Source organism: Bacteroides sp. RCH18 (assembly GCF_058231005.1).
In genome coordinates this window covers 1,929,037-1,941,985 of the sequence record NZ_JBIPTC010000001.1, presented here as the reverse complement: position 1 = coordinate 1,941,985, position 12,949 = coordinate 1,929,037, and the positions used below count along the sequence as shown (strand labels likewise).

General features: G+C 39.2%; 12 protein-coding genes. 10 read left to right on the top strand and 2 right to left on the bottom strand.

What is annotated here, in order from left to right:
• The first annotated feature begins 92 nt into the window (after window positions 1-92).
• From ACHLI0_RS07735 to ACHLI0_RS07720, 4 genes are all read left to right on the top strand, one after another.
• Window positions 93-1,295, top strand: a complete 1,203-nt coding sequence (locus ACHLI0_RS07735) for a sensor histidine kinase (protein ID WP_490748823.1) — start codon at window positions 93-95, stop codon at window positions 1,293-1,295.
• 3 nt (window positions 1,296-1,298) lie between these two features.
• Window positions 1,299-2,060, top strand: coding sequence for a LytR/AlgR family response regulator transcription factor (locus ACHLI0_RS07730; RefSeq protein WP_490748822.1), 762 nt, complete (start codon window positions 1,299-1,301; stop codon window positions 2,058-2,060).
• 128 nt (window positions 2,061-2,188) lie between these two features.
• Window positions 2,189-2,626 (top strand): LytR/AlgR family response regulator transcription factor, encoded by a 438-nt coding sequence (locus tag ACHLI0_RS07725; RefSeq protein ID WP_022470643.1) that lies wholly within the window; start codon window positions 2,189-2,191, stop codon window positions 2,624-2,626.
• 54 nt (window positions 2,627-2,680) lie between these two features.
• Window positions 2,681-3,376, top strand: a complete 696-nt coding sequence (locus ACHLI0_RS07720; protein WP_234140902.1) for a TonB family protein — start codon at window positions 2,681-2,683, stop codon at window positions 3,374-3,376.
• 569 nt (window positions 3,377-3,945) lie between these two features.
• On the opposite strand, the gene ACHLI0_RS07715 is transcribed toward ACHLI0_RS07720, so the two are convergent.
• Window positions 3,946-6,006, bottom strand: a complete 2,061-nt coding sequence (locus ACHLI0_RS07715; protein WP_490748819.1) for a HelD family protein — start codon at window positions 6,004-6,006, stop codon at window positions 3,946-3,948.
• A 142-nt stretch (window positions 6,007-6,148) separates the two neighbouring features.
• Between ACHLI0_RS07715 and ACHLI0_RS07710 the strand changes: the two genes are divergently transcribed.
• Entirely contained in the window at window positions 6,149-6,733 is a 585-nt protein-coding gene (locus ACHLI0_RS07710; RefSeq protein WP_490748817.1) for a phosphoglycerate mutase family protein, read from the top strand.
• On the opposite strand, the gene ACHLI0_RS07705 is transcribed toward ACHLI0_RS07710, so the two are convergent.
• On the bottom strand, window positions 6,734-7,510 hold the full coding sequence (locus ACHLI0_RS07705) for a helix-turn-helix transcriptional regulator (RefSeq protein WP_195381072.1): 777 nt from the start codon (window positions 7,508-7,510) through the stop codon (window positions 6,734-6,736).
• Between the two features lie 319 nt (window positions 7,511-7,829).
• On the opposite strand from ACHLI0_RS07705, the gene rbpB reads away from it, so the two are divergent.
• The 5 genes from rbpB to ACHLI0_RS07680 all read left to right on the top strand — a co-directional run bounded on the left by rbpB (window position 7,830) and on the right by ACHLI0_RS07680 (window position 12,889).
• The gene (rbpB, locus tag ACHLI0_RS07700; RefSeq protein ID WP_022470649.1) at window positions 7,830-8,132 is read left to right on the top strand and encodes an RNA-binding protein RbpB; all 303 of its coding nucleotides are present in this window, start codon (window positions 7,830-7,832) and stop codon (window positions 8,130-8,132) included.
• Between the two features lie 363 nt (window positions 8,133-8,495).
• Window positions 8,496-9,569 carry an NAD(P)H-dependent flavin oxidoreductase gene (locus tag ACHLI0_RS07695; protein WP_490748814.1) on the top strand — a complete coding sequence of 358 codons (1,074 nt, stop codon included), beginning with the start codon at window positions 8,496-8,498 and terminating at the stop codon, window positions 9,567-9,569.
• 94 nt (window positions 9,570-9,663) lie between these two features.
• A complete protein-coding gene (locus tag ACHLI0_RS07690) occupies window positions 9,664-10,788 on the top strand; it encodes a DEAD/DEAH box helicase (protein WP_490748812.1) in 1,125 nt (374 codons plus the stop codon).
• A gap of 54 nt (window positions 10,789-10,842) precedes the next feature.
• Window positions 10,843-11,301, top strand: coding sequence for a cold shock domain-containing protein (locus ACHLI0_RS07685; RefSeq protein ID WP_008765470.1), 459 nt, complete (start codon window positions 10,843-10,845; stop codon window positions 11,299-11,301).
• A gap of 361 nt (window positions 11,302-11,662) precedes the next feature.
• Entirely contained in the window at window positions 11,663-12,889 is a 1,227-nt protein-coding gene (locus ACHLI0_RS07680) for a glycoside hydrolase family 76 protein (RefSeq protein ID WP_234141757.1), read from the top strand.
• Window positions 12,890-12,949: the final 60 nt, after the last annotated feature.

The window sequence follows — 12,949 nt, the reverse complement described above, 5'->3', positions numbered from 1 at the left end:
GGTTTACCGCCTGTTTTGTCCGTTTCGCCGGCTTGTTTAAGATAAAGTGGGCGGATTGATTATTTTTGTGGGGTTAAAAAACAAACAAGATTATGCTGCGATCGACAAGAAATGAATTTTTTATTGGGTTCACCATATCGGTGATTCTTTCTCTTTTTGCCAATTTTACATTGTTGATACGTCGTTATAATCTGATGATGGACTCAAAAGTGGCCGGCTTTTCTTTTGAATGGGAAAAATATGAACTATGGTTCTCTGTTTTCTGGTTTTTCGTTTTTTCTTTCGCATTATTTCTTCTTTATAGGTGGGTGTACAAGTGGGGGAATAAAATATTCAGGCGTGAAGAAATAAAGGTGATAGGCTTTACAATGGGAATTGTGTTAGTTGTTGCTTTGGGGTTAATCAGGCTATATCCTGTCTTAAATAAATTAGTTATAGGGAAAATATATAATAATGTATCCGGTTCTCATCCTTATGCGGAACGTTCGGTTTTAATAACAAAGGCTACCGCAAAGACGCTGGATGTACCTCCCGATTCTGTAGTGTATCATGATAAGGTTCGGGTAGGGGTCAATGCTGTATTTTCCACAGATTCTTATCCCAGTCCATTGTTGATAGAGCATATCTTTGTTTTGTTGACTATTATGTTAACTATGCTTTTACTCCATCTTTTAGATAAAAAGCAGGAGATGAAACTAGAATATGAAAAGATAAAAATTGAGAAACTACAAAATTCATATAATGCTTTGATGGGGCAAATCAATCCGCATTTTTTCTTTAATTCATTGAACGGACTAAATTCGCTGATTCGTATAGGAGAGCGGGAAAGGACACTTGAATATCTGGATGGTTTATCCAATGTTTTCAGGTACATTTTGCAAAGTAATCATAAGACGTTGGTGACTCTTGATGAAGAACTACAATTTATCAAGGCATATACTTATTTACTTGGTGTGAGGTATGAGAATAAATTGTTTTTCTCTATTCAGGTTGCCGAAATCTGTCTGCAGAAGCGTCTTCCTATTCTCAGTCTGCTTCCACTGATTGAAAATGCAGTTAAGCATAATATTATCAGTATGCAACATCCTTTGCGCATTGAAATTTATACTACGTCAGAAAATTTACTTGTGGTCTCTAATCATATTCAACCCAAAATAGAAGAGCGCGTTTGCAATGGGATAGGTCTTAAGAATCTCCAGGGGCGCTATGAGATGTTGGTCGGCAGGAATATACAGATAGACGATTCTAATGGAGTTTTTACAGTCTCCCTGCCTTTATTAAATGTATTGAAATAAATTATGAAAGCGATAATTATTGAAGACGAGACGGCAGCTTTGAGTAGTTTGAAGGCTGTTTTACAGCAAAATTCGGTGGTTGAAATAGAAGTGATTGCGGAATTGGAAAGTATTGAAGATAGTGTGGAGTGGTTTCAATGCTCGTTACAGCCGGATCTTATTTTTATGGATATTCATCTGGCGGATGGATTGGCGTTTAAGATCTTCGAACAGGTAGATATTGTGGCTCCGGTGGTGTTTACCACTGCTTATGACGAATACGCTTTAGAAGCTTTCCGGGTCAGTAGCATTGATTATTTGTTGAAACCTGTGACTCTCAATTCGCTGGAACATGCTTTGAATAAGTTTTTTCTTTTCAATCCTGCAGAACGGGAGGAGCATATTCAGAGAACTAATTCTGCCATTAAAAATCGTTGTGAAGTGAGAAAGCTACTGATTATGCTTGCTGATAAGTTTTATCCGCTTTCGATAGATGATATCTATTATTTCTATACTGCCCGGGAGAAAGTTACCGCCTATACCTTTGATGGGAAAAAGCACCCTGTAGACCGTACGCTGGATACGCTTGGCGAACAATTAGACCAGCGCTTTTTCTTTCGTGCTAATCGTCAATTTATTATATCCCGTAAATCCATCAGAGATGTAAATCTTTGGTTGGGTAACCGGCTTTCTGTCAACTTACTTTTGCCTGTTCCGGAGCGTATCATCATTAGTAAGGTGAAGACTCCGATATTTAAGAAGTGGCTTATGCAGGAAGAATACTGAAACTGTTCACCTTAAACTGCTGTCCTGTTCACCTGCGAAGAATCCCCGTTGGCCGGTGTTTAACTTTAGTCTATGAATGTTTTCCTTTAATTTGTATCTGGAAACCAGAACAATTAAAACAAGATGTTATGCTGAAATGTATCACTTTTGACGGGGATGTTACTACACTCAATGATTTGATGGAATATCTGGAACAGATAAACCGAATCTTGGCTGAAGTCAGTGCACAGCTAAGCAATAAACAAGTTGCACAACCTGTTTTTCTTCGTGAGGGAACTCGGATTGTGCGTCTTAATCAGGAAGATATTTTATATTTGGAAGGATACGGCGGAGATTATATTAAGGTACATCGGACAGAAGGAAAGCCTATACTTTCGCAAGTGAGTCTGAAACGTTTTGAGGAATGTCTTGGGGGAAATTTTTGTCGTGTGCACCGTTCCTATATTATTTCATTATCTCATATTAATTATATCGAGCGGAAAAGGATTCGTATCGGAGGTGCTCTGATTCCAATCAGTGATTCTTATTTACCCTTGTTAATGAGCAAGTTGTGTCTACAAATATAGGCTATAGCATAGATTCTAAATATTTTCAATGTATCACATTAAAAAAACATTCTTATGATTTACAAAATGAAATTATTAAAAACTGGAGTGAAGAATTTATTTTTTTTGCTGTTTCCAGTTGTTGCTTTATTGGTGGTTGCTTACACTCCTGTCCAGGCACAGGACTGTGCAGACAAGGCAGGTGTTCATACTTTCATGACATCGGGTATGATAAATGATACGGTTATCATTTCTCAAATAAAATCGGATTCTTTGGTTGATGCTGTCTCTTATTCTCCAGGAAGTATACCAGCTATATTTACTTTTCTAGGGAAAAACATTAATTATTTGCCAAAAGCAATTGAGAATAAGAGTCAGGGGGATATGATAGTGGATTTTACTTTGACAAAAAATGGAAAAGTAACAAATAGCAGGATTCTCAAAGGGATTTGTCCTGATTTAGATCAAGAGGTACTCCGGACTATAAAAGAATTGCCTAAGTTGAAGTGTGTAGAGGAAGATACAGACTATAGAGTAACAGTAAACTTTGCCTTACCGGATGGAGTGATGGCATCTAATCCTCAAGTGTCTGTTACCGGAGTAGAAACAAGTCATTCGAAATTTGCTATGAGAAGAATGGCTGGAGCAAAGTATGGCTCTATGATTGTTTATGGGGCACCTAACACGGAAGGCGACTCTGTAGTTATAAAGACGACGACATCGATAACAACCTGCAATTCTGATAATGTTATTGATAACAATATCAGATAGGTTAAACCAAAGAAATTGATCCTTGTATTTTCAGGTAAGAAATACCTTATAATATTGGAGAAATAAACATCTTTAGTAATGCTTAAAAAATAATTTTAGTCTCACGGTCTCACTGTAGGCTATCTAGTATGCTGACAATCATTAATATAATGAATGAGAGATACCTTTCCGAACAGGTGTCTCTCATCGTTTTTTCATCAAAAACCACCTGTTTTCGATTATCTCTCATTCCTATCTCTCACATCATAGTAAGTACATAAGGTGTGGTCTGTTATATCTGTTTAAAGCCATCTGTTGTTTGTATGTTAAGTCACTGTATCCCATACGTTATCCTATATATATTATTGTGTTATCTAACTGACCTCTTCATCGTTCCACCCGGATGAACAGTCCTTATCACCTAGGTGGACAGGTCAGTTCATCCGGGTGCAATGATCTGTTCACCCAGGTGGAACGATGAAAATGTCAGTTAGTTAATACACAAACTTTAGTTGATAAACAGGTTAAGCCAGGGTATACTATATGCAAAGAAGCGGTAAACGGGCAAATAACCACCATCTTGATGGGAATTATTCGATGAACCGATTGGGTATCCCGCTATAGGTCAATGTGATTTTATGCATCGCCCTTGTCACCGCCACATAAAGCATACTCTTATCTATGGTGGAATGATAATTCTGATTATCAGCTTGTGGAACGATTACTTTATCAAATTCCAACCCTTTTGCCATGTGTGCGGAAGTGACAACAATGCCTTTTGTATAAGTTGAACTTAGACTTGACAAAAGCGATATGTTATCTGTATGGACTTGGAGTTTCTGGGCAAGTGCTTTTGCCTGAGTTTCTGTTTTACAGATTATTCCCAAAGATGTATATCCGGAGTTTCCGAAGTCCGATATCAAATTAACAATGCCTGTCGTTTCTTCTTCTGTATTCTTGAATGGAAGAATTTCAGGTTGTTCTCCATGTCGCATAATGGGTTCCAGTTCATTGTTTGCCTGAATTTTCTGCGCCAGACTGGTAATTTCAAAAGTAGAGCGGTAACTCTTACATAGTTTCATTACTTCTCCGGTGGTAAAAGCTTTTTGAATCATGGCAGCAGTTGAAGAACCATAGGGATTGACAGATTGAGAAGCATCTCCAAGAATTGTTTTCCGGCAGGGATAAAGTTTTTGGATCACCTTGTATTGTATGGGAGAATAGTCCTGCATTTCATCTATCAGAAGATGCCTGATATGAGTTTGAGTTCTATTCCCATCCAATGCGAGATGCAGATAAGCCAGGGGAGCCATATCTGCATATTCCAGCATACGATTCTTTCGCATCTTGAACATTTCAGGTTTTCCGGCCCATTCGAAAAAGTCTTTATAGATCTGGAGGTCGTTATTTCCTGAAAACATATTCTTAATTTCTTTTCTCAGCAGATTTTTCTCAGCGGTAGTCACTGTAAGGTTATACTGGATTTTCATCATTTCCAGAATGTAATCTGTCATGGTTTCAAATCGTTGGCGTATGGGGTAACGATGGAATCGTTTGAACTGTTCCCCTACGAATTCTGCGGGAATAGTGATATACTTGGTGAGTTTTACATCAGTCGCTCTGAAATAGTGATTTTCCATATGGAGGATGAATTTGTCGAGTCGGGAAACAAATTCGAAAGAAGCTTTGTATTGTATCCGTTCGATAAAATCCGGAGCCGACTTTTCCAGTAGTTCCGAAACTTGTCCGAAGAAATTCTGATACTTATATTTGTTATCGAGGACGGTGGAGAGAATCTGTTCCATGCTGGTTTCCGGTACAGTCGTTTCACCAAGTTCCGGAAGGACATTGGATATGTAATCGGCAAATACTTTATTAGGTGAGATGATCAGAATATCTTTGGATGAAATTTTTCCTTTTTGTGCATAGAGCAAGTAAGCAATACGGTGTAAGGCAATAGACGTTTTTCCCGAGCCGGCGACTCCCTGTATGATGAGTACGGGCGTATCTTCGTTGCGGATAATCCGGTTTTGTTCGCGTTGGATGGTCATAACGATGTTTTTCATCTTGTCGTCTGCATTGGAACAGAGCTCTTTTTGCAGGATATCATCATGAACAGTGACGGAACTTTCAATCATATATTCCATCTTACCTTTGCGAATGCGGTACTGACGCTTGAGTGAAATCTCTCCATGCACTTCACCTGACGGAGAAGAATAAGTGGCCTCACCTGACTCATAGTCATAAAACATACCCGAAATAGGTGACCGCCAATCATATATCAGATTTCTTTTGTTTTTGAAATCGTAGAATGTGTGTATACCTATATATACAGGAAGTTTTTTGCTGCTGCTTCCATTTTCCTTAAAGTCGATTCGTCCGAAGTAAGGAATATCCAATATCTTACTCAGGCGATTGCGTTTGTCTATCACATTTTCGCCTCGTGCAAAATGATTCAGTATACTTTCACGCATGGAACGGATTTCATGAGGATCGATGTCTTTATTGGACCATAGATAATCTTTGTATTCCTGCAGAGTATCTATGTGCTCTTTAACTGACTTGTCCGTGCTGTTTATCGTATCATGGATGATATTGAGCACCTGTTGCAAATATGCTTTTTCCTGCTCTTCTGTTTCGTTGAATATCATATATAAATTCAGTTTGGGTATTAAAAGTTGATTGAAAGGGTGGCAAAGTTAGCTAGATCCGATGGGGTATTAAATAGTTATTTATAGCTATATATGAAGCCTTTTTCTTATTTTTGCGTGCTCATTATAATCAAGAAAAAAGATGGATATCCTCGATATTGCAAGACGAAATCAGCAGAAAGCATGGGAAATAATAGAGAAAGTCAATGTTATCCCGATATGGGAAAGCATTGGTGCACAGGTTAATCTGGTTGGTTCTCTTCGTATGGGGTTGCTGATGAAACACCGGGATATTGATTTTCATATATATACGTCTTCTTTAAGTTTAACCGATAGTTTCAGGGCGATGGCGAAGCTGGCGGAAAACACGTCAGTGAAGAAGATAGAGTGCGTGAATCTGTTGCATACTGTTGAGGCGTGTGTTGAATGGCATGCCTGGTATCAGGATTCGGAGAATGCACTCTGGCAAATTGATATGATACATATCCGGAAAGGTTCCCGATACGATGGATATTTTGAGAAAGTAGCCGAACGTATTTCTTCCGTCTTGACAGATGAGACTAAGCGGACAATTCTTCAATTGAAAAATGAGACACCCGAAAGTGAAAAGATTATGGGGATAGAATATTATCAGGCTGTCATACGGGATGGAGTACGGACCTATGCCGGGTTTGAAGAATGGCGAAAAGAGCATCCGGTGGGAGGAGTGCTGGAATGGATGCCTTAATCAGCTTAATATTCCCGTCTCATATCCTATTCGGATGGCTTCAATGGAATTTTGTACTCCTAATTTCCGTAATAGATTCTGTCGGTGAATATTGACGGTATGAATGCTGACACACAGTCTGTCTGCTATTTCTTTACTTAACAGTCCTTTTTGGATCAGGCGTAAAATTTCAGCTTCCCGTTTGGTGAGAGGGCTGAAGGTCTGCAGTGACGGAGAAGGAGAGAACATCTCTCCATTTTTCAGATTGAGTACAGTACAGTCTACCGTTTCGGCCTCTTGTTGATCAGGTGAGATATCCATATTCCCGATTACCAGCCATGCTTTTCCATCGATGGTCTGCTCCAGAACCTGATGCCTGCTGACAACACGCACGTATTGTTGCCTCGCATTGAGAACACGAAAACTGTAAATATTAGAATAGTCATTTCGTTGTTCCGGAGGCAAACTATATATAAACTGACTTAATTTTATTTGTAAGGTGAGCAATTGCTCGCGGTCGTCGGGATGGATGCGCGATTCCAGATAATCACCTTGCCTTTCCAATGTTGCTATCTTGTGGGCATCATATCCCAGTAAATCTACAAAGTTCGGAGAAGCATAGGCATATCTGCATTTATATACGTCTACTACGAATGTACAGTTCCGGTTCATCTTCGAGAATTGATGAAGCATGGATTTATTCCGTTCCCACACGGCATAGTCGATATCGGTAAAGGACAAACGTTGCTTTGCCCACAATTCTTCCCGTGTGATATCTGTTAGCTTGATTTCCCGCATGTATGGAGCTGTTTTTCTGATTGAAGTATGACAAAAGTAGATATAATCCGTGATATTATCAAGGAAGAAGTAGAGATTTGCTTATTCTTATTGTTTCCACACAATAATCGTGCTAACAAATGATAATTATTGAACATCTCTTGAAAAATAAATAATAAAAAGATAGTTATCTAATTAATTGTGTTATCTTTGTTCCCAGAGTTTGAGTCACGAATCATTATTGTGTAGTTCTTCTTTATAATATATTATTAGTAAGTAGTCCTCTTCTGTAATTATCCTCCTCACTCCAAATTAGTATTTATTTTTAATAAAATTTTAGATGAACATTTACATTTCAGGTTTAAGTTATGGCACAAATGATGCTGACTTGACAAATTTATTTGCAGAGTATGGAGAAGTTTCTTCAGCCAAAGTTATTTTTGATAGAGAAACCGGCAGATCCAGAGGATTCGCTTTCGTAGAAATGACGAATGATGCGGAAGGACAAAAAGCTATTGACGAATTGAACGGAGTTGAATATGACCAGAAGGTTATTTCAGTGAGCGTTGCACGTCCTCGCGCTGAAAAACCGTCATACGGTAGTAACCGTGGAGGTGGTTATAACAATTCAAGAAGATATTAATATCAGAATAAATAAAAGCAGAAGATAATGTCTTCTGCTTTTATATAGACTATTACCGTTTCATGATTCAACGGAGGAATTTCTGTTATACAGAGAAGACGAAAAATCATTTTACATTTAAGTTCTGCTAATTCTGCCTCTTTTATGCGCAATATCAGGAGTATATAATCCTGCACTTTCCATTCTGACAATAGATTATTAGACTTTTTTGTAATACAATGCTCTTGGAAGAAACAGGAGTGAGAGTTTAATAAATAATATCCAATCAAGCGAACAGCCAATGAGGAAGGCGACTTTGAATACTTGAATAGAGTATGTTCGGAGTGTGCTGATTTTGAAATGGCTAAGCACAGAATAAAATATATGAAATCATTTTTTATAGGAAATATTGAAATAAAAGTACCTGTTATACAAGGTGGAATGGGAGTTGGGATATCATTATCCGGTCTGGCGTCAGCAGTAGCAAACGAAGGGGGAGTGGGAGTTATATCGTGTGCAGGTCTGGGGTTGCTTTATCCCAAAGAAAAAGGCACTTATACAGAAAAATGCATCAGCGGCCTGAAAGAAGAGATTCGCAAATCACGCATGAAAACAAAAGGTATTATTGGTGTGAATGTCATGGTGGCCTTATCGAATTATGCTGATATGGTGCGTACTGCGATTAATGAAAAGATTGATGTGATATTTTCCGGTGCCGGACTTCCACTTGATTTGCCTTCCTATTTGACTACGGGCAGTATTACGAAATTAGTACCTATTGTATCTTCTTCAAGAGCTGCCAAAATAATCTGTGACAAATGGCAAAAGAATTATAACTATCTGCCGGATGCGATAGTGGTAGAAGGTCCCAAAGCCGGAGGGCATCTGGGGTTTAAGAAAGAACAGCTGCAAGACCATAATTATGCGTTGGATGTATTGATTCCCGAAGTGGTGGCGATTACGGCCAGTTATAAAGAACAGAAACATATTCCGGTGATTGCCGCCGGTGGAATTTCGACAGGTGAAGATATTGCGCACTTTATGGAACTGGGAGCTTCGGGAGTGCAGATGGGAAGTATTTTCGTGACAACTCTTGAATGTGATGCTTCGGAAACTTTCAAAGAAGTGTATATTCACTCCAAATCCGAAGATGTTCTTATTATTGAAAGTCCTGTCGGAATGCCGGGACGGGCTATTGACGGAGAATTTATTCATAGTGTGAATAATGGTCTGGAAAAGCCGAGGAAATGCTCATTCCATTGCATTAAGACGTGTGACTATACAAAAAGTCCTTATTGCATTATTAAGGCGCTGTATAATGCGGCCAAAGGAAATATGAAAAAAGGTTATGCTTTTGCCGGTAGCAACGCCTTTCTCGCAGATAAAATAAGCAGTGTGAAAGAAGTGATGAATACACTGGAACGCGAGTTTTTCTTAGCGACTCACAAACTGGTTTAATATCGGAGACCTTGCATATTCAGTATTGAATGTGGCGTGCTCTCTTACTATATGTAAAATTAACCGCTGTGCTGAAACAGCAAAAATAACATTTATGACATTTAAAGAATTAAATATAACCGAACCTATTTTAAAAGCAATTGAAGAAAAAGGATATACAGTACCTACTCCTATTCAGGAGAAAGCGATTCCTGTAGCATTGGCAAAAAAAGACATTTTAGGCTGTGCGCAGACTGGAACCGGAAAGACTGCTTCTTTTGCAATACCTATTATACAACATTTGCATCTCAATAAGGGAGAAGGCAAGCGTTCGGGAATCAAAGCTCTGATTTTGACTCCTACCCGCGAACTCGCATTGCAAATCAGTGAATGTATTGAAGATTATTCAAAGTATACACGTATCCGTCACGGAGTCATCTTCGGAGGCGTGAATCAACGTCCGCAAGTGGATATGTTGCATAAAGGAATCGATATTCTGGTTGCTACTCCGGGGCGTCTGCTCGATTTGATGAATCAAGGACATATACGATTGGATAATATTCAGTATTTTGTTCTGGACGAAGCAGACCGTATGCTTGATATGGGCTTTATTCATGATATTAAACGGATATTGCCGAAGCTTCCGAAAGAAAAGCAAACGTTGTTCTTTTCGGCTACGATGCCTGATACGATTATTGCTCTGACTAATTCCTTGTTGAAGAATCCGGTGAAGATTTATGTTACACCGAAATCATCAACGGTAGATTCTATAAAGCAGTTGGTTTACTTTGTAGAGAAGAAAGAAAAGAGCCTGTTGCTGATTTCAATTTTGCAAAAATCGGATGACCAGTCGGTACTTATCTTTTCGCGTACCAAGCATAATGCTGATAAGATAGTTAAAATATTGGGTAAAGCCGGCATTGGCAGCCAGGCTATTCATGGAAATAAGAGTCAGGCGGCACGGCAGTCCGCATTGGGCAACTTCAAGTCGGGTAAGACGCGAGTGATGGTTGCCACTGATATCGCTTCCCGGGGAATTGATATTAATGAACTGCCGTTGGTTATCAATTATGATCTTCCTGATGTTCCCGAGACATATGTACACCGAATCGGGCGTACGGGAAGAGCTGGAAATGCAGGTACGGCACTTACATTCTGCTCTCAGGAAGAACGCAAATTGATTAATGATATTCAGAAATTGACAGGCAAAAAACTAAATAGGGCTGATTTTACAATTTAAGGTCATTCCCTTACATTATTCATTAAAATATAGTATAAATTAAATATAAGTTCTATGGCAAAATCCATTACGGTAGGTAAACGTGAAAATGAAAAAAAGAGACTCGCTAAACGAGAAGAAAAACAAAAGAAAAAGGATAGCAAGAAGTTATCCAGCAAAAGCAGCTTCGATGATATGATTGCTTATGTGGACGAGAATGGAATGATTACTTCGACTCCTCCGGCTGAAAACATCAAAAAGGAAGAGATAAACCTGGATGAGATAATCATTGCAACTCCGAAGAAAGAAGACGAGGAACCCGTTATATTGAGAGGGAGAGTTGAATTCTTTAATGAGGCAAGAGGCTTTGGTTTTATAAAGGACCTTGCCGGAGTTGATAAGTACTTTTTCCATGTTAATAATGTCGTTGGTAATATCTCGGAAGGTAATATTGTAACATTCGATCTTGAACGTGGTGTGAAAGGAATGAATGCGGTCAATATCTGTCTCGAAAAGAAACCGGTGGAGAATTAAAATAACAACGAGGGTGTGTCAAAAGTAACTAAATTCCCCTCCTTCAGGAAGGAGGGGTGGCTGAAAGCCGGGGTGGTAGGTGTACTTCACAGTTGAATATCAATAGCTTATATATTCACCTACCACCTCCCCCTACGGGTACTCCTCCTTCCCGAAGGAGGAGAGTTTAGTTACTTTTGACACACCTACATTTTCTATGCGTAAAAATAGTATTGCAGGCAGACAGGGGAACGGAGGGTAACCGGAAGAAGAATGCAGTATATCGTACAAAAATGGCAAGAAATAATGATTCATTATCTCTACTATTTCATACCTTTGCCCGCTGAGTCTGAAATATTATTAACTTTTAAACGCAGAAAACATGAAGAACTTATTGATTACGGTATTTTTTCTCAGTTTGACTTTGCAGCTCTCTGCGGAGACAGGAGGAAGCAATGCTGTAATTGTAGAAAAAACTACAGCAAGTCCGGTGGAAAAGACATCTGTTTATTGGCAGAAAATGGCAGATGGTATGTCGCAAGCCCTTATCAAGCATTTTTGGGGCGCAAACTTCAAAGGGTATGAGAATCGGTTTTATTTTAATTATGGCAGTGATCTTTCCAATATGACTACCAATCATTATTGGCCACAGGCACATGCTATGGATGTCATGGTAGATGCATATATGCGTACCGGAAGCAAACAGTATTTGAATATATACCCGTTATGGTGGGAAGGTGCACCGAAATTCAATTTTGCGGGCAGAGAGGAAGACCCATGGTGGAATGTGTTTGTAGACGATATGGAATGGATTGCTCTGGCACAGATTCGCATGTTTGAAAGCACTAAGAATACCAAGTATCTGAAAAAGGCGAGACAGACCTACGATGATTGGGTTTGGTCTACTTGGGGACCGGAAGATGAGGCTCCGTGGTTTGGTGGCATTACTTGGAAGACGGATGTGGCAAAATCTAAGAACGCTTGTTCCAATGGTCCTGCTGCCCTTATTGCTGCCCGGTTGTATAATTTTTATGATGCTATGGGCAAAAAGGCCGGAAAACCCAAACAGGCTTATCTGAATGAGGCCATTAAAATATATACATGGGAGAAGAATAACTTGTTCGACCGTCAGACGGGGGCAGTGTATGACAACATGAATGGAGAAGGCAAGATTACCAAATGGGTATTTTCGTACAACTCAGGTACTTTCTTGGGAGCAGCTCATGAACTGTATAAGATTACCGGCGATAAGCAATATCTGGCAGATGCAGTAAAAGCGGCCAATTTTGTGATTGACCATCTGTCGACAAATGAAGGTGTACTCTCCGATGCAGAAGGTGGTGACGGTGGCTTGTTTCATGGCATCTTCTTCCGTTATTTTGTGAAACTGATTAATGACCCTGCACTGGATAGTGCCAATTATAATAAGTTTCGCGACTACATAACTCATTGTGCTACGGTTATGGCAGAACAGGGAGTGAATCAGAAGACTATGTTATATAGCGGTCGTTGGAGAAAAGCACCTGCTGATGATGAGAGTGTGGGATTGACATCGCATCTGACCGGTTGTATGCTGATGGAAGCCATGTGTGTACTTAAACACCGATAGAGTGAATAAGAAAAGAGATAAAACAAAAATCCCTTGAACTTTTGAAGTTCAAGGGATTTT